This window comes from Marinobacter sp., assembly GCF_041690455.1.
Lineage (GTDB): Bacteria > Pseudomonadota > Gammaproteobacteria > Pseudomonadales > Oleiphilaceae > Marinobacter.
In genome coordinates this window covers 1-16,992 of record NZ_JAWLHI010000079.1, presented here as the reverse complement: position 1 = coordinate 16,992, position 16,992 = coordinate 1, and the positions used below count along the sequence as shown (strand labels likewise).

Here is a 16,992-nt window from a genome sequence, read left to right as displayed (position 1 = left end):
TACTGGTATGGCAAGCCGGGGATGGATCTGGTTGGTGCGTGACTCGGAAACCGGGTAATCAATCCCGGCTTCTCTCGTTCAGGGCTTTACGTTTTTGGCCCACCCCAGATCTTCAAGGATGGCATAGAGTGCCGGCAACGCCAGCAGTATCAAAACGGTTGACACCAGCAGGCCGAACACCACCGATATCACCAGCGGAATCACCGCCATGGCCTGGGTGCTGGTTTCCGCCAGCAGTGGCAGCAGGCCGGCTACAGTGGTACTGGTGGTAATCAGGATGGCCCGGAAGCGGGCGCGGCTGGCGGCACCGGCGGCTTCCCGTACGCTCATGCCCTGTTCCCGGTAGCTCTTGATGAACTGCACCAAAAGAATGGCGTTGTTCACCACTATGCCGGCCAGTGAGGCGGCGCCGATCAGCGAGGGCATGGACAGGTTGTAGCCCATCAGCATATGGCCCCAGACGGCCCCCATAAAGGCCACCGGGATGGCCAGCATGACAATGATCGGCTCCAGGTAACTGCGGAACTGGAACGATAGAATCAGGAAAATCCCCAGCAGACCAATCAACAGCCCCCGGGCGATGGACTGGCCGGTTTCCCGGGAGCGGGCGGTCTGGCCTTCCACCTGCAGGGTGATCTCCGGCCATTGCTCACGCAGTTTCGGGAATACCTGGCTCTGCAGATCGGCCACGATGGCATCGGCGTTGGTTATCCGGCCATTCACATCTGCGGAGACGGTGACGGTGCGCAGGCCGTCAATCCGGGTCACCTGCGACCACTGACGTTCGTCGGTGATGGTGGCCACTTCCCGCAGCGGCACCATCTGGCCCTTGCCGGTGGTGATCACGGTATCTTCCAGGAACTGGCGGGTGTTGCGTTCGGCGCTGGTCTGGCGCACCAGGATTTCAATGTGCTGGTCACCGATCTGTACCGTATCCACGATATCCCCGAGCAGGCCGGTGCGGATCTGGCTGGCCACCTCAGCAGCCGTCAAACCCAGAGACAGGGCGCTTTCGTTCAGTGATAGTGTGCGCTGGGGCTTGCCGGGGCGAAGATCATCCAGCACGTTGAAAGTGCCGTTATAACTGGCGACTTCCTCGCTCAGATACCGCGCGGCGGCCTTCAGCTCATCCAGGTCACTGCCCTGCAGGCGGACTTCGATGGGAATGCCGGCCGGCCCGAATCCGGGCTCCTGAATGTTCAGGGCAATCAGCCCCGGGATCTCGCCGATTTCCTGGTACCAGCGGTCGGTGAGGGTCGCGAGATCCACGGTACGCAGTTCCGCAGTCAGCAAATCCGCCATCACGGTGGCCACATGGGCGCCTTTCTCGCCGGCTCCGGCGTGCTGATTGAAGCGGGTCTGGATATTTTGCACCAGGGCTTGCTGGTCGGGCTGTTCCGGCGCGTACTCCTCGTTGAGCCTGAGCATGGCAGCAGTGATGCGCTCAGTAATGGCCTGAGTCCGATGCAGGGGCGTGCCCTGGGGCATCAGCATCCGGGCTTCCAGTACGTCGCCGTCTATTTCCGGCATGGCTTCCATGCGGATATGGCCGCCGGCCATCAACCCCACCGAGCCAAGGAGTATCAGCAGCATGCCCGCCAGTACACCGTAACGAAAACGAATGGCAATGTCGGCCAGCTGCCCCACTTTCTCCCGGGCTTTTTCAAAGCCGTTGTCGAAGATCGTGCGAAAACGGGACGGGGCTTTCTCGCGCTTGTTGCCCAGGCCACTTTTGAGGTGGTGGGGCAGTATCCAGAAGGCTTCTATCAACGAGGCGGCCAGGGCGGCAATCAGAACCACCGGCAAGACCTCCAGCACCGAGCCTAGCTCTCCGGCCAGAAACGCCAGCGGGATGAACACCGAGACCGTGGTCAGGAAGGAGGACAACACCCCGGGCAGGATTTCCTGCGTGCCTTTGACCGCTGCCTCCAGCGGGCTGCTACCTTCGGCGGCCCGCTGGGCAATGTTATCGGTGACCACCACGGAGTCGTCCATGACAATACCGATGGCCATGAGCAGGGCCACCAGGGTAATCATGTTCAGGGACAGGCCGGTGAGGGCCATCACCACAAAGGCACCGGCAAAGGCGGCAGGCAGGCCGAACAGCGCCCAGAAGGCGAGGCGGGGGCGGAAGAACAATCCCATCACCAGACCCACCAACAGCAAGCCCGTGATACCGTTGCCCACCAGCATCTGTAGGCGATCCCGGACGATTGACGTCATGTTCTGGGTGATTTCCAGTTTCACGGTGCCACCACGGCGGGCTTTTTCCTCGTCAACAAAAGCCTGCAGGGCATCCATTACCCGCAGGGCATCGTCGTGGCGGTTCTTGTGAATTTCCAGAATGATGGCCCGTTGGCCGTTGAAGTCCACCCGTTCCTCTTCCCGTTCGTGGGCTTCGGTAATGGTGGCGAGATCGCCCAGGGTGAGCACGGCACCGGCTTCGCCACCAATGATTGGAAGCTCGGCCAAGGCCTGCAGGGAGCGCCGTTCATCCACGAATCTAAGCTGGATATCCTGGCTGTCGGTTTCTATGTTGCCGAGGGGCATGTCCAGATTCTGGCTGCTGATGGCGCGGGCAATGTCGCGCACCCCCAGGCCATACTGGCGCAGCAGGTCCCGGGAGACTTCAATGTGCCACTGGCGCTGGGACAGGCCAACGGGGATCACATCGGCCACGCCCTCCATGGCGAACAAGCGGTCCTCCAGCTGGTTGGTGTAAGCCTCCAGGTGGGAAAAGCTCATAGGCCCGTATACTGCAATGGCGGCTACGAGACTGGTGCGGTACAACTCGCGGATTATGGGATCTTCCGCCTCCTCGGGCAGGTCGGTCAGGGCTTCGATCTCGGTGCGGATGTCATCCAGAAACCGGCCCATATCGCCCTGGGGCGCCATGCTGGCAATGGTCTGGGCCTGATTGTCCCGGGCCGTGCAGGAGATTTCCTTCATGTAGTCCACCCGCTGTAGCGCCTCGCCCAGACGCTGGCAGATGGCCTCTTCAACATCCGCTGCGGTAGCACCCCGGTATTCCAGAGTGATGCTGACTTCTGGCGGCAGATAGTCCGGAAAGGTCTCCCGGGTCAGGTTCGGTGCGGCGAACAGGCCCACTGCCAGAATCAGAATAAGCAGCAAGTTACCCGCCGTGGGATGGCCCGCGAACCATCGGATCATGGCTGCTCTCCTGCGGCCATTTTCTGCAGCCATTGTGCTGTGGACTCATCGGATTTTGGGTTCAGCAGGGTGCCTTCGATGGCGGGAACAAGGTCATCCAGAATCAGCCGGTCCCCCGGATTCAGGCCTTCACTGATAACGGCCAGATCCCTCTGCTGCCAGCCGACCGTAACTTCCCTGCGCTGCAGGTGATTGTCTTCATCAACCAGGTACACCACGCCCTGGTGAACCGCGCTGGCCGGGATCACGATAACCGGAGTGGGAGTAGGTGCGGCAATGCTGGCCTGCACGAACATGTTGCGCACCAGCGGTGGCCGGGCTGGCGGATTGGAGTTGCGGTAAGGTTCTTCCACCGAAATGACGGCCTGAACAGTGCGTGTGGCCGGGTCGAGACTGCTGGTGACCCGGGTGAGCTCCCCGGACCAGTGGGCATCCGGTACGTTGGTGGGGGTTACCCGTACCTCCAGCTCGCCCAGGGGTAACAGGTCATGGAAGTCGGTGAAGTTGTTGGTCGCACCCGGGGTGGGTTCCGGCAGGCTGTGATCCGACAGTCGCGACAGCACCCGGCGTAGCTCCGCCACTTCCAGCTGCACCGTGGCCTCGGCGAGGGTAATGTCGTCGGCAATAAAGAGAGTCTGACTGGGGCTGACGTGCTGACCTGTGTCGATTTCGGCCTGATGGACCCGCAGATCCCAGGGGGCTTCAAAACGGGTATCTTCCAGGTCTTCCCGGGCACTGGCCAGGGCTGATTCCGTGCGGGCCTTTCGGGCTTCCAGGGTATCCCGCCTGACCGGAATCAGGTTCAGCTGGTTTCTCAGACTCTGCACCGCCTGTTCCTGCTGCAGGGTGCCCCGCTGTTGCTCGTCGTAGCGGGTTTGGGACAGGGCGCCCCGCTCCACCAGGGTTTCTGCCCGGTCCAGTTCCCGCCTGGCCAGTGTCAGCCGGCGCTCTTCAAGCTTCAGCAACTCACCGGTGTTGCGCTCTTCCTGTTCCAGTTGACGCAGCTCGGCTTCAATACCGGCCAGATCCGCTTGGGCGGAGGCTTCGGCCAGTTCATAACGGGTGGGGTCGATCTCCAGCAGGCGGGTACCGTCGGCGATCAGGTTTCCGCTCTCCAGGTCCGGGTGTTTCCAGATAACCCGCCCGCCAACATTGGCCACCGCGTTCCAGGTCTGGGCCGGCAGCACCTGGCCATAGCCCCGGGCTTCGGTGCGGAATTCCCGGGGTGTGACTTCCATTATCCGCACCGGGGTTGCGGCTGCCTGCGCCACCGCCCGTTCCGGCGGCTGTTTCAGCTTGACCATGATCACCACGAAGGCAATGCCGGCGATCAGGGCCAGAGCCAGAGTCAGTTTATTTTTCCGGGTCATCGGGCTTCTCCTGGAAGCTGGCGCTGTAAAGTTTGAAAATTCGGGGTGCCGCTTGCTCAAGGTTAGCAATCTCGCCACTGACCATACCCTGAACCACCAGCCCCTGAATGGCCCCCAGGTACAGCACCGCCGCTCCTTCGGTATCCATGCCGGGAGCTATGCGCCCCTGTTGCATGCCGAGATCCAGCAGTCCGACCACCTTCTTGCGGTAGCGGGCGAGGGTCTGGCGAATGATTGTTTTGGCGGCGCCATTGCCGGGCTTTTGCAGCTCGCCCAGCATAAGGCGGGGAATGCCGGGGTGCCGGGCGATAAAACCCACATGGGCCAGGAACATGGCTTCCAGGGCCTGATCGGCGAGCTCATGCTGGTCTGCTTCACGGAAAACCTGGCTCGTCAGTTGTTCCGATACCCAACCAGCCACCGACTCCCACAGCCGGTTCTTGTTGGGAAAATGTTTGAACAGGGCGCCCTGCGACAGCCCCACTTCATCGGCAATCCGGGCCGTGGTGAGGGTGGCCGGGTCCTGGTCGGCACAAAGCTGGACGACCGCCTCGATGGTGGCGGACTGGCGCAGTTCGGTGCTCTGGTAGGTGCGTTTGGAGCCTTTTGATTTTGCTGACATGGTAATGCCAAAAGAAAGTGAGTAATTGCTTTAGTCTGAGAGCACGCAACGGTTTTTGCAAGAATCCTGGAGTATGTGTTCCTGAGGTTGTTTCCCGGTTCTGTCGGGAAATTGTCTACAGGGCATTTTCGAGAGTATATGCAACCGCTATATCGATATATCCGGATAAAGAAAGGCAGAAAAGCAATTTAATGGATAAGGATGCGATGAAATAGAATAACGATAGATTGAATAGTTTGGAGTTGATGATGTTCAAGGGGTTGATGTTATGCAGTGCGTTGACGGCAGCCGGTTATGGCCTGGCCGCTCTGCCGGCGGTCCAGGCGACCGGGCTGGGGCCACTGGTATTCGCGCTTCTGCTCGGGTTGGTACTGGGTAATACGATAGCAGGCAAGCGCATTACCGACGTTGCAAAAGGCCTCGGGTTTGCGTCGCGATGGCTGCTCCGGACCGGTATTGTCCTGTTCGGTTTCTCGCTTACCGTCCAGCAGTTGACGGCCCTGGGCGCCAGAGTCGTGATACTCGATGCCCTGGTCGTCGTCACAGTTACTGTCGTCGGTTACTGGCTTGGAACCCGATGGCTGAAGCTCGACCGGGACACAGCCATACTGACAAGCGCCGGCAGTGCCATTTGCGGAGCAGCGGCGGTACTGGCCACCGAGAGTGCAATACGGTCCAAACCGGCCGCCGCTTCCATGGCCGTGGCGACAGTGGTGTTGTTCGGGACGGTTGCCATGTTCACCTATCCGGCACTTTATCCCCTGCTGGGCTGGGATGAGGGTCTGTACGGCGTTTACATCGGTTCAACAGTCCATGAGGTGGCTCAGGTGGTTGCTGCAGGCGGCGCAGTCGGCACCGACGCACTGACCAATGCCGTGATTGTCAAACTGGTGCGGGTTATGTTGCTGGTTCCCTTTCTTCTGGTGGTAGGGCAGCTTTGGACCAGGCGCCGCAAGAACAGCACAGATGACCAACCCGGGAACAACCAGCTGGTCATTCCCTGGTTCGCTTTCGGTTTTCTGGCGATCGTGGGCTTGAACAGTGTCCTCGCCATACCACAAGTGGTCCAGGAGGGGCTGGTGACGAGTGGCCAGCTGGCCATGACCATGACCATGGCCCATGGCAGCACTTGGCTATCAGACCCGGCTCGAAGCATTGCGCAGCCTTGGTGTGAAGCCCTTTGTGCTGGCCCTCTGCCTGTTTGCAATGCTTATGGTCGGGGGCGGTGTGGTCACACCCCTGATACTTGAATGACCGGGCTTTTCAGTCGGGTCGTGTGACTTGCACCACTTTCAGGTGCAGTGGGCTACGACCCTTCACCGGCCATTCAATGCTGTCTCCGACACTCAGGCCGATCATTGCAGCCCCGGCGGGCGCCAGGATGGAAATCTTGTCGGGGCTGCCATCCGCCTGGTGCGGATAGACCAGCTCGAGCCTGTGTTGCTTTCCGCTATCCTGATCCTCGAAAAGAACTACCGAATTCATCACTACAACGGTTTCCGGTATTTCGGACAAAGGCCGCAAGTCGGCACGGCTGAGCTCTTCTTCCAGTCCGTCGGCAACGCCGGTGGGGTCGGTGGTTTTCTCAAGCAGCGTGGCAAGGCGATTGTAATCCTCTTCGGCAACAGTGATAGCGGGCAAATCGGACATAGTGACCTCCAGGAAAAGGGAATTAACCGAGATAGTTTGGGGGCTGGTGCTGAGCCGTGCGTGTGCGCGGACCCAGCGTCAGGAAAGTAACGCTGTGGTGTGGCCGGATCTGCCACGAGGGGCATTCCGGAAAACAGTCAGAGAGGGGAAGATTTCCAAATCAGCTGGCTCGGGTGATATATGCAGGATTTCATATGAATCTAGCCGTTCCTCCCGCAAAGAGCAAACGGGGTTTTGCAAGCAATCCTGTTTACAGAGGCCAAGTGTCCACCTTGACCTGAGGTTCCGGCAATGGCTACCTGTGATGTGGACAAGCACAGGAGTTCAACTCATGGATATCCGCCTGAAAAGAGCCTATGAGGCTCCCGCCCGCTCAGACGGCCCGCGCGTACTTGTGGACCGTATATGGCCGCGGGGCGTTGCAAAAGAGGAAGCCGACATCACCCACTGGCTGAAAGGGCTGGCACCGTCCACCGAGCTGCGCAAGTGGTTCGGGCATGATCCGGAGAAATGGCCGGAGTTTCGCGAGCGCTACCTGAAAGAGCTGCAATCGGACGATGCCAGCGAGGATCGTGCAGAACTCAAAAGCTTGCTGGAAAAACATGACCGCATCACGCTGATATTTGCGGCGAAAGACACCGATCACAATAACGCTGCAGCCCTTCGGGAGTTTATCCAGGCTGGGCTTTTCGGTTCCTTCGGTCGGGAAAAATGACGCATATCATTGCGTGAACAGGCTGCTGGGTATAAAGGTGTACCTATATGTTCTCAAGGAGGTGTGTCATGACAGTCAACGAAGGCCTTCGCCTGATGGCAGGTGTGTTTACGCTGATATCCATTCTGCTCGCCCATTATGTAAGCCCTTACTGGCTTCTGTTTACCGGGTTTATTGCCCTTAACCTGATCCAGTCGGCCTTTACCAAATGGTGCCCGGCGATGGTGATCCTGAAGAAAATGGGGTTGAAGGAAGAAAAGCCGGTTAGCTGAGCTCCAGGCACCATCAGATCTGCTCCCGAACCAGCATGGCTTTGATATGGCCAATGGCTTTCATGGGATTAAGCCCCTTGGGACAGTACGCCGTGCAGTTGCCAATGCCGCGGCAGCGAAACACGCTGAACGGATCCTCCAGCTTTGCCAGGCGCTCCGTCGTGGCGGTGTCGCGTGAGTCCACGAGGAACCGATAAGCCTGGAGCAGCCCCGAGGGACCGATATACTTCTCCGGATTCCACCACCAGATCCCTTATCACGGGCATTCCCGGTAACGGGCGAATCTCCAGTGTGTCTTTCTTGCCCAGAATATCCGCCACTCTCGTGATGCAGCCAAGACCATTGCGGCCATTCATGCTGAGGCCGTCAGAGCCGCAAACACCCTCCCGGCAGGAACGACGAAACGAGAGTGTTGGATCGCGGGTTTTGAGGTGTTCCAAGACATCCAGAACCATGCGGTTCCGGAACTCTTCGTCGACTTCGGTGTCCTGATTGTAGGGCACTTCATCCTGTTCGGGATTGTAGCGATAAAGGCGCACGGTGAATTTCGCCATACTGCACCCTCCTGAAAGAAATATATCAACGAAATCTTAGCAGTTGATGCTCCGATCTGCGTCAGTTGAGTGACAGGTCCTCCTTTTTTAAAATAACATATAAAAAAGATGAATGTATTTAGTGTCGAGGATTTCAGCAATTTTGGGGCTACATGGGGATATAGCGATGACTTGCAACAAGCCTGAACACATTAAAGAGAAGGTCTGGGAGCAGCACCTGAGGTGGCTGGACCTTGTCAGCGATGAGTGCAAATCCAATCAGCTAAAGCAGCAGCGTGAGAAGCGCAGAAGGGGGCGCAGGTAACTCAAGCAGATGGTTCCTGACATCGGGCAATTTTCCGTAAACCTTTATGCATTATTGTGAGCAGTGACCATGTTCAGTGATCGGAGCGAAAGGTGAATTTCGGTGCTGGTCAATGCTCTGCTCGAGATCTACGCCAAGCTGTCTTCGCTTACGGTTCAGTTGCTGCAGGAGAAAATGGCGCGGCATGGGGCGGAGGTTGAACTGGACCGGCTTCAGCGAACGCGGTGATGCCTCGATTTTTGCGCAATGCCCACCGCTTTCGCACTCCACCATAGGCCTTTTGTGAGCTGAATCAGGCAGCCGGGAACAGAATGCTCCGAAGGCTGACATTCCACTCCAGCCCATCCAGCAGGTTCTTCAGCGCAAGGCCCAGCTCAGTGTCCCCCTCAATGACCAGGCGACGTTGGAAGAAGAGCTGATCCGGGTCATGGCGCCGCTCGGCGAGGGTTCGGAATGCCGACAGGGAGCCGCGGATGGTGGCTTCTCCTGGTCCCTGGACGACTCTCAGCCTGCCTGACCAGAAACCCAGGGTCATGCCCGGTTGACCCCCATTCAGTTCCAGGCAGATCCGCCGGCCTTCGAAATCATCAAACTCGCCATCGGCTATGGCTTCGGCGAACAGGCGATTCAGTGGGGCCTCGGCTGCCAGTTGTTTGACCGGCATGGGAATGCGCTGGTCGATGGCACCGAGTACCGGGATGGGAGAGGGGAGGTACTCCCGGAGTACTGCCAGGGACTGGTTGATTAGCGGGTGGTCTGCGGGGAACGCTGGCGGTTTGGGTAACGAGAGGTGCATGGTCGGCTCCGTTTTTGGCTCGGGAGCAGAGTAGGGGAAATTCGGTTTGGGGGCTTTGATATAACTCAGGGGTGGGGTCAGATGAAGGCTTTCATCTGACCCCGTCTTCGGGACCTCTCAGCGGTGCAGGCCTTCCTCTACAGCCCAGACGGCCACTTCCACCCGCGAGCGCAGGTTGAGCTTCTTGAGCAGGTGCTTGACGTGCACCTTGACGGTGCCGTCGCTGATGTCGAGTTTGCGGCCGATCATCTTGTTGGACAGGCCTTCGGCGATCAGGCGCAGTATGTCCTTTTCCCGGGGGGTGAGGCTGTCGAAGTCCGGGCGTGCGGTCTGTTGCGGCTTGTTGGAGCGCAGCGCCTGGGCCAGCAGGGTGGTCAGGCGGTCGCTGATCACCATCTTGCCTACAGCGGCCTGGTGCAGCTGGGCAATCATTTCCTCGGGTTCCATGTCCTTGAGCAGGTAGCCATCGGCACCGGCGCGCAGGGCGGCGACCACGTCATCTTCCTGGTCGGAGACGGTGAACATCACGATGCGGGAGCTCACATTCTGTTCCCGCAGCTTCTTCAGGGCCTCGATGCCATCCATCTCCGGCATGTTGAGGTCCATGAGGATCAGGTCCGGCTCCATCTCGGTGGCCATGCGGATGCCATCGGCGGCATTGCTCGCCTCACCGATCACTTTCATGTCGTCTTCCATGTCCACCAGCTGCTTGATGCCCTGGCGCAGCAGTGGGTGGTCGTCGATCAGCAAAATACTCGCGGGTGATTCAGACATGGTCTCTCTCTTGTGTTCAGGCACTGGAAACTTCGGTTGGAATCAGGTTCCTGCTCTTGGGAACGAATGTTAGCGTGACGTCCACACCGCCTTCATCCCGGTTCTGCACGTGGACCTGTCCGCCCAGGGTCCGGGCACGGTCCTGCATGATGATCAGGCCGTAGTGATTGACTGGCTGGTCGCCGCCGGGCAGGCCCTTGCCGTTGTCCCGGATCCGGGCCTTGACCTGCGGAGATTCGAACATCACATCCACCGAAATCTCCGTGGCGTCCGCGTGTTTGACGGCATTGGCCAGCCCTTCCCGGACGATCTGAAGGGTATGAATCTCCTCATTCGGCGACAGAGTCTGGGGCGGAATGTTGTAATTGAGTTCCACCGGCTTGCCCAGCCGCTCACTGAATTCGTCAATGGTTTTTTTCAGGGCGGTGGCGAGATCCGGGGTATCCAGTTTCAGCCGGAAGGTGGCCAGCAGTTCCCGCAGTTGCCGGTAGGCACTGTTTAGGCCGGTACTGAGCTCGTCCAGAATCCCGTCGTGGGCCTTCTTCTGGGGCCCCTCGATGTTGAGGCGTCGCAGGCGAGCTACCTGCATTTTCAGGTAGGAGAGGGACTGGGCCAGGGAGTCGTGGAGTTCCCGGGCGATCACGGTGCGCTCTTCGGCCAGGGTCAGTTGCTGCTCCTCGGTGATCTGGCGCTCCAGGTAGATAGCTGTGGCCAGTTGGTCGCTCAGGGTTTCTAGCAGCCGGCGGGCGGTCTCGGACAGTCCTTTCTCACTGGGGTACCAGACTTCCAGGGTGCCCAGCAGCATACCCGGCGTCCGGATGGGCAGCAGCAGGCGCCGGCCATCGTTTTCTTCCACCGGCAGGTCATCGTAGACCTCGGGCGTCACCAGGCAGGCATTGCAGTGGTGGTCCCGGCAATAGAAAGGGCGCTCCCTGGTGGCCGTGGTGACGGCTCTCACCGGTTCGGCAGACTCCCGGTCATGGAGGTAGAGGTTGATCGGCCCGATTCCCAGTAACTGCTCGAGATCCTGCAGCATGGGGACAGCCCCACTGCACAGATCGTGGTTGGCAAACAGGCCACGACTGGCGGAATGCAGCAGCTGGAGCGCAGAATGGCTCTTCTCCAGCTCCTCGGTCTTGGACCGGACTCGTTCTTCCAGCTCGTAGTAGGTGAGGGCGAGTTCGCTGGTCATCTGGTCAAAGGCCTGTCCCAGCTGGGCCAGTTCATCCGAGCCTTTCAGCTTGGCCTTGTGGGAGAAGTTCTGTTCACCCACCGCTGTGGCAATGCCCACCAGCTTGCGCAGCGGTCGTAGCACCCGGTTCTTGAGGTCCAGGAACAGGGCAATCACGATCAGGATGGAGAACACCAGGCTGATGATCTGGATCAGGTGGAGCAGGTCAATCCGTGCTTCCGTTCGCTGCTCGAGCATGCCCACCATGGTATCGACTTCTGCCACATAGTTTTCGGCGGCGTCGAGCATGGCCGGCGTGATTGGTGCACCGGCGGGGTGATTTTCCAGGGCTGGCCGCAGTGCGTCTCGCCAGGCATCGAGAATGCTCTGGTACTGTGCGCTCAACGGGTGATCGACAGCCTGGGGCAGTGCCCGGAGGATGGTAGCATTGGAGAGTTTTTCGCCGTAATCGTCCATCATGCCGGCCAGGCCTTGCTCATCTTCCCTGTGTGACCCGGTTGCCGCCGCGTGGGACAGCAAGTTGAACGCTCCCATACGGAGTGCGCCGGCCAGGTTGATGGCCGTGGCGTTGCCCTCGATGCTCTTGGATACGGCGAGCGTGGTCGCCATGCTGACGACGGCGGTCAGCACAATGGCGCCAACAACGATGGCGATACGGTTAACTAGGGGGCTTCTGGATTTCATGCTGTCAGTTGCACGACGCGTCGTCGAAAATTTGCTGGCGGGGGCCTCAATTATGACCGCACTTCATCGTCCGTGATACCTCCTTGAGGATAGTCAATTACCCCGATAGTTGGTAACCCATCATAGTCTTTGACCCCTTGCGGATCAAAAGATGAGACTAAAAGTTGGGTTATCAAAGGTTAAGGCTATGACCGTGCAATTGGATCCGGATGACGACACGCTGGCGTCGCTGTGGGTAGTGCTGCCCCTGGCGTTGTTCGGTTTTGTCGTGGCCGCCGGATGCTGGACGTTGTTTGCGGTGGCCGGGGTGCATCTGAGGGCGGAGCTTGAACTGTCCAGCCTCCAGTTCGGCATTCTGCTGGCGGTACCCATGGCCGTGAGCGCGTTGCTGGCGGTGCCTGCCGGTTTGGCGGCCCGTAAGTTTGGGGCCCGGAATATCATGCTGTTCTGCCTGGCCGGCCTGGCCCTGTGCATGGTTTTCATGCTCACCGCCGATACCTACACCGGTTATCTGGTTGTCGCCAGCGGCCTCGGCCTGGCGGGTGGGTTCTACAGCGCCGGACTGCAATTTGTGACCGGTCATTGTGAGCCCCGAAGGCTCGGCCTGGTGCTGGGTATCTTCGGAGCGGGAGTGACCGGGGCAGGATTCAATTATTATCTGGTCCCGTTATTCCATGAGGCATTTTCCTGGCATGGCGTCCCGGTCGCCTACCTGATTGTTCTGCTCCTGATCCTGGCGTTGCTGATGTTGCTGACGTCCTCCGAGGATTCCATGGCCGAGCCCGGGAGCGAAACCTCGGTACGGATATTGTTACGCCAGCTCAGACATCATCGGACCTGGCACCTGTGTGCCTATTTCGGCGTGGTGGCAGGCAGTTTTTTTGCACTGGCACTCTGGCTGCCGGATTACCTGGCTTCCCAGTTCGATTTGCCGGTGCAGACGGGGGCCAGTCTGGCCCAATGGTTTGTCATTCCCGGTGCCCTGGCGCAGGTTGTCGGCGGTGGGCTGTCTGACCGTTTTGGCAGCGGTCGGGTAATCAGCCGGTCATTGCTACTTTGCCTGGTCTCGCTTTTTGTCCTGTCCTACCCTCCCATGACGCTCTTCATCCGGGGGGTGGATGACACCATCCGGCTGGAGTTTGCCCTGCCGCTGATGATGGAAGGCGCGTTTGTGGTGCTGCTGGGGGTAGCCCTGGGGTGTGCCATGGGCAGCCTGCAGCGCCTGGTCATTCTCGGCAACCGGTCGGTCGCTGCATTTGTAGCGGGCCTGTTGCTGGTAGCGGCCAGTCTGGTCGCCTTTGTCCTGCCTGTCGTCTTCGGGGCCGTGAACCACTGGCTGGGTATCCGCAGCGCCGTGTTCATGATCCTCTTCCTTCTGCTGTGCAGCTGCCTGTTCCTGTTTTCCCGGGACAGCCGCCAGCACGAGCGTATGAGCCTTCTCCACCCGGGGATATAGATCGCCTACCACCAGGGTGGTAGAACCGGGTTATGTAGTAGTAACCACGCAGATTTCAGGGGTTCTCTATTCCACAATGGTTTCACATCGGAAACCGATCCGGAGAGAGACCATGAGTCATTTGATCGATAAACTGAACTACTTCAGGAAGAAGCGCGAGCCGTTCGCCAACGGCCACGGCGAAACCCATGACGTTAACCGTGACTGGGAAAACAGCTACCGTCAGCGCTGGCAGCACGACAAGATTGTGCGCTCCACCCACGGCGTGAACTGCACCGGCTCCTGCAGCTGGAAGATCTACGTCAAGAACGGCCTGGTCACCTGGGAAACCCAGCAGACCGATTACCCGCGTACCCGCCCGGATCTGCCCAACCACGAGCCTCGCGGCTGCCCCCGTGGCGCCAGCTACTCCTGGTACATGTACAGCGCCAACCGCCTGAAGTACCCGCTGATGCGCAAGCATCTGATGAAACTCTGGCGTGCGGCCAGGGTTGAGCACACGGATCCGGTGGATGCCTGGGCCTCCATCGTCGAGGACCCGAAGAAAACTGCCGAGTACAAGCCCCGCCGGGGCATGGGTGGTTTTGTCCGTTCCAGCTGGGACGAGGTCAACGAGCTGATCGGTGCTGCCAACGTCTACACCGCCAGGAAGGTGGGTCCGGACCGTATCATCGGTTTCTCTCCGATTCCCGCCATGTCCATGGTGTCCTACGCTGCCGGCAGCCGCTACCTGTCCATGATCGGTGGCGTCTGCATGAGCTTCTACGACTGGTATTGCGACCTGCCGCCGGCCTCCCCGCAGACCTGGGGTGAGCAGACCGACGTGCCGGAATCCGCAGACTGGTACAACTCCGGCTACATCATCGCCTGGGGTTCCAACGTACCCCAGACCCGGACTCCGGACGCCCACTTCTTCACCGAAGTCCGCTACAAGGGCACCAAGACCGTGGCCATCACCCCGGACTACGCGGAAGTGTCCAAGCTGTCCGACGAATGGCTGAACCCGAAGCAGGGCACCGATGCCGCCCTTGGCATGGCCATGGGCCACGTGATCCTCAAGGAATTCCACGTCGACAAGCCCAGCGAGTACTTCACCGACTACGTGCGCCGCTACACCGACATGCCGTACCTGGTCATGCTGGAAGAAAAGGACGACGGCAGCTACGTGCCGGGCCGTTTCCTGCGCGCCAGTGACCTGGTGGATGGCCTGGGCGAAGAGAACAACCCGGAATGGAAGACCATCGCCATTGACGAAAGCACTGGCGAGCTGACCGCACCGAACGGTTCCATCGGCTACCGCTGGGGCGAGAAGGGCAAGTGGAACCTCAAGCAGACCGCCAAGGACAACGACGTCAACCTGCAGCTGTCCATGGTCGAGAAGCACGACGAAGTCGTCGATGTCGCTTTCCCGTACTTCGGTGGTATCGAGCACGACCATTTCCAGCACGTTGAGATCAAGGACATCCTCAAGCACAAGCTGGGTACACGCAAGGTCAAGCTGGCGGATGGTTCCGAGGGTCGTGTGGTCACCGTCTATGACCTGATGGTGGCCAACTACGGCATCAGCCGTGGCCTGGGCGAGGATGACGGCGCCACGTCCTATGACGAAGTGAAGCCCTACACCCCGGCCTGGCAGGAAAAGATCACCGGCGTCCCCGCCGAAAAAGTGATCCGCATTGCCCGTGAGTTTGCCGACAATGCCGACAAGACCAAGGGCCGTTCCATGGTGATCGTGGGTGCCGGTATGAACCACTGGTACCACATGGACATGAACTACCGCGGCCTGATCAACATGCTGATCATGTGTGGCTGTATCGGCCAGAGCGGTGGCGGCTGGGCCCACTATGTTGGCCAGGAAAAACTGCGTCCGCAGACCGGTTGGCAGCCGCTGGCGTTTGGTCTGGACTGGCAGCGTCCGCCGCGCCACATGAACTCTACCTCCTTCTTCTATGCCCACTCCGGCCAGTGGCGCTACGAGAAACTGGGTGTGGACGAGATCCTTTCGCCGCTGGCGGACAAGTCCAAATTCGGTGGCAGCCTGATCGACTACAACGTGCGCGCCGAGCGCATGGGCTGGCTGCCGTCCGCGCCGCAGCTGAACCGCAACCCGCTGACCATTGCTGCCGAGGCGGAGAAGGCTGGTATGGAAGTGGCGGATTACGTAGCGCAGTCCCTCAAGGACGGCTCCCTGGCGTTCGCCAGCGAAGATCCGGAGGCGCCGGAAAACTGCCCGCGCAACCTGTTCATCTGGCGTTCCAACCTGCTGGGTTCCTCCGGTAAGGGCCATGAGTACATGCTCAAGTACCTGCTGGGCACCAAGAGCGGCCTGCAGGGCAAGGATCTGGGCCACGAAGGTGGCGCCAAGCCCCAGGAAGTCAAATGGCGTGACGAAGCGCCGGAAGGCAAGCTGGACCTGCTGGTGACCCTGGATTTCCGGATGTCCACCACTTGTCTGTATTCCGACATCGTTCTGCCGACCGCCACCTGGTACGAAAAGAACGACCTGAATACCTCCGACATGCACCCGTTCATCCACCCGCTGACTGCCGCCACCGATCCGGCGTGGGAAGCGCGCAGTGACTGGGAAATCTACAAGGGCATTGCCAAGTCCTTCTCAAAGGCCGCCGAAGGCCACCTGGGTGTCGAAAAAGATGTGGTCACCCTGCCGCTGCTGCACGATGCGCCGGCGGAGCTGGGTCAGGCCTTTGATGTGAAGGACTGGAAGAAGCGCGAGTGCGACCTCATTCCGGGCAAGACCGCTCCCAATTTCATCACCGTGGAACGGGATTACCCGAACACCTATGCCCGCTTTACCTCCCTCGGTCCGCTGATGGACAAGCTGGGCAATGGTGGCAAGGGCATCAACTGGAACACCGAAAAGGAAGTCAACTTCCTGAAGGATCTGAACTACACCCACATCGAGGGTGCCAACGCTGGCCGCCCGAAGATTGAAAGTGCCATTGATGCGGCGGAAGTGATTCTGACCCTGGCTCCGGAAACCAACGGCCAGGTGGCGGTGAAGGCCTGGCAGGCGTTGTCCGACATCACCGGGCTGGATCACACCCACCTGGCGACCAACAAAGAGGAAGAGAAGATCCGCTTCCGGGACATCGTGGCGCAGCCGCGCAAGATCATCTCCAGCCCGACCTGGTCTGGCCTGGAAGACGAGCACGTGTCCTACAACGCCGGTTACACCAACGTCCATGAGTTGATCCCCTGGCGCACCCTGACCGGTCGTCAGCAGTTCTACCAGGACCACGAGTGGATGCGCGCCTTCGGTGAGAGCCTGCTGGTGTACCGTCCGCCCATCAACACCAAGGCGGTGGGCAGCATGATCAACCAGCGCAGCAACGGTAACCCGGAGAAAGCGCTGAACTGGATCACACCGCACCAGAAGTGGGGTATTCACAGCACCTACAGTGACAACCTGCT

13 protein-coding genes and 1 pseudogene are annotated in these 16,992 nt (G+C 59.6%); 6 read left to right on the top strand and 8 right to left on the bottom strand.

Going from position 1 to position 16,992, the window contains the following annotated elements:
- Positions 1-78: 78 nt before the first annotated feature.
- From ACESMW_RS16185 to ACESMW_RS16175, 3 genes are read right to left on the bottom strand one after another with little or no spacing between them, the layout of a single operon-like run.
- The gene (locus ACESMW_RS16185; RefSeq protein WP_372988043.1) at positions 79-3,171 is read right to left on the bottom strand and encodes an efflux RND transporter permease subunit; all 3,093 of its coding nucleotides are present in this window, start codon (positions 3,169-3,171) and stop codon (positions 79-81) included.
- Entirely contained in the window at positions 3,168-4,541 is a 1,374-nt protein-coding gene (locus ACESMW_RS16180; protein WP_372988042.1) for an efflux RND transporter periplasmic adaptor subunit, read from the bottom strand. Before ACESMW_RS16180 ends, ACESMW_RS16185 begins: the two co-directional genes overlap by 4 nt.
- Complete coding sequence (locus ACESMW_RS16175) at positions 4,525-5,163, bottom strand: TetR/AcrR family transcriptional regulator (protein ID WP_372988041.1); 639 nt, start codon at positions 5,161-5,163, stop codon at positions 4,525-4,527. The genes ACESMW_RS16180 and ACESMW_RS16175 overlap by 17 nt, the downstream gene beginning before the upstream one ends.
- Before the next feature lie 248 nt (positions 5,164-5,411).
- Between ACESMW_RS16175 and ACESMW_RS16170 the strand changes: the two genes are divergently transcribed.
- Positions 5,412-6,413, top strand: a complete 1,002-nt coding sequence (locus ACESMW_RS16170) for a YeiH family protein (protein WP_372988040.1) — start codon at positions 5,412-5,414, stop codon at positions 6,411-6,413.
- A gap of 13 nt (positions 6,414-6,426) precedes the next feature.
- Here ACESMW_RS16170 and rnk read toward each other — a convergent pair whose 3' ends face one another.
- Positions 6,427-6,813 carry a nucleoside diphosphate kinase regulator gene (rnk, locus tag ACESMW_RS16165; protein ID WP_372988039.1) on the bottom strand — a complete coding sequence of 129 codons (387 nt, stop codon included), beginning with the start codon at positions 6,811-6,813 and terminating at the stop codon, positions 6,427-6,429.
- A gap of 331 nt (positions 6,814-7,144) precedes the next feature.
- Between rnk and ACESMW_RS16160 the strand changes: the two genes are divergently transcribed.
- Together ACESMW_RS16160 and ACESMW_RS16155 are read left to right on the top strand one after the other, a co-directional pair.
- Positions 7,145-7,528 carry a DUF488 domain-containing protein gene (locus tag ACESMW_RS16160; RefSeq protein ID WP_372988038.1) on the top strand — a complete coding sequence of 128 codons (384 nt, stop codon included), beginning with the start codon at positions 7,145-7,147 and terminating at the stop codon, positions 7,526-7,528.
- 68 nt (positions 7,529-7,596) lie between these two features.
- On the top strand, positions 7,597-7,800 hold the full coding sequence (locus ACESMW_RS16155; RefSeq protein WP_092002002.1) for a DUF2892 domain-containing protein: 204 nt from the start codon (positions 7,597-7,599) through the stop codon (positions 7,798-7,800).
- Between the two features lie 13 nt (positions 7,801-7,813).
- Here ACESMW_RS16155 and ACESMW_RS16150 read toward each other — a convergent pair.
- Positions 7,814-8,354, bottom strand: a pseudogene (locus tag ACESMW_RS16150) (2Fe-2S iron-sulfur cluster-binding protein).
- A 406-nt stretch (positions 8,355-8,760) separates the two neighbouring features.
- Here ACESMW_RS16150 and ACESMW_RS16145 point away from each other — a divergent pair.
- On the top strand, positions 8,761-8,886 hold the full coding sequence (locus tag ACESMW_RS16145) for a hypothetical protein (RefSeq protein ID WP_372988037.1): 126 nt from the start codon (positions 8,761-8,763) through the stop codon (positions 8,884-8,886).
- A 64-nt stretch (positions 8,887-8,950) separates the two neighbouring features.
- Here the strand turns inward: ACESMW_RS16145 and ACESMW_RS16140 are convergent, their stop codons facing one another.
- The 3 genes from ACESMW_RS16140 to ACESMW_RS16130 all read right to left on the bottom strand — a co-directional run bounded on the left by ACESMW_RS16140 (position 8,951) and on the right by ACESMW_RS16130 (position 12,104).
- Positions 8,951-9,454 (bottom strand): SCP2 domain-containing protein, encoded by a 504-nt coding sequence (locus ACESMW_RS16140; protein WP_372988036.1) that lies wholly within the window; start codon positions 9,452-9,454, stop codon positions 8,951-8,953.
- Between the two features lie 117 nt (positions 9,455-9,571).
- Entirely contained in the window at positions 9,572-10,228 is a 657-nt protein-coding gene (narL, locus tag ACESMW_RS16135) for a two-component system response regulator NarL (RefSeq protein ID WP_372988035.1), read from the bottom strand.
- A 16-nt stretch (positions 10,229-10,244) separates the two neighbouring features.
- Positions 10,245-12,104 (bottom strand): histidine kinase, encoded by a 1,860-nt coding sequence (locus tag ACESMW_RS16130; RefSeq protein WP_372988034.1) that lies wholly within the window; start codon positions 12,102-12,104, stop codon positions 10,245-10,247.
- A 187-nt stretch (positions 12,105-12,291) separates the two neighbouring features.
- Between ACESMW_RS16130 and ACESMW_RS16125 the strand changes: the two genes are divergently transcribed.
- Positions 12,292-13,560: an MFS transporter gene (locus ACESMW_RS16125; RefSeq protein WP_372988033.1), complete on the top strand. Its 1,269-nt coding sequence runs from the start codon at positions 12,292-12,294 to the stop codon at positions 13,558-13,560.
- Between the two features lie 112 nt (positions 13,561-13,672).
- Positions 13,673-16,992: nitrate reductase subunit alpha (locus ACESMW_RS16120; protein ID WP_372988032.1), on the top strand; the 3,320-nt coding region annotated here is incomplete at its 3' end.

Excerpts from the sequence above, each read along its gene's own strand:
- ACESMW_RS16185 (WP_372988043.1), bottom strand. The coding sequence starts at position 3,171 with ATGATCCGATGGTTCGCGGGCCATCCCACGGCGGGTAACTTGCTGCTT.
- ACESMW_RS16180 (WP_372988042.1), bottom strand. The coding sequence starts at position 4,541 with ATGACCCGGAAAAATAAACTGACTCTGGCTCTGGCCCTGATCGCCGGC.
- ACESMW_RS16175 (WP_372988041.1), bottom strand. The coding sequence starts at position 5,163 with ATGTCAGCAAAATCAAAAGGCTCCAAACGCACCTACCAGAGCACCGAA.
- ACESMW_RS16170 (WP_372988040.1), top strand. The coding sequence starts at position 5,412 with ATGTTCAAGGGGTTGATGTTATGCAGTGCGTTGACGGCAGCCGGTTAT.
- rnk (WP_372988039.1), bottom strand. The coding sequence starts at position 6,813 with ATGTCCGATTTGCCCGCTATCACTGTTGCCGAAGAGGATTACAATCGC.
- ACESMW_RS16160 (WP_372988038.1), top strand. The coding sequence starts at position 7,145 with ATGGATATCCGCCTGAAAAGAGCCTATGAGGCTCCCGCCCGCTCAGAC.
- ACESMW_RS16155 (WP_092002002.1), top strand. The coding sequence starts at position 7,597 with ATGACAGTCAACGAAGGCCTTCGCCTGATGGCAGGTGTGTTTACGCTG.
- ACESMW_RS16140 (WP_372988036.1), bottom strand. The coding sequence starts at position 9,454 with ATGCACCTCTCGTTACCCAAACCGCCAGCGTTCCCCGCAGACCACCCG.
- narL (WP_372988035.1), bottom strand. The coding sequence starts at position 10,228 with ATGTCTGAATCACCCGCGAGTATTTTGCTGATCGACGACCACCCACTG.
- ACESMW_RS16130 (WP_372988034.1), bottom strand. The coding sequence starts at position 12,104 with ATGAAATCCAGAAGCCCCCTAGTTAACCGTATCGCCATCGTTGTTGGC.
- ACESMW_RS16125 (WP_372988033.1), top strand. The coding sequence starts at position 12,292 with ATGACCGTGCAATTGGATCCGGATGACGACACGCTGGCGTCGCTGTGG.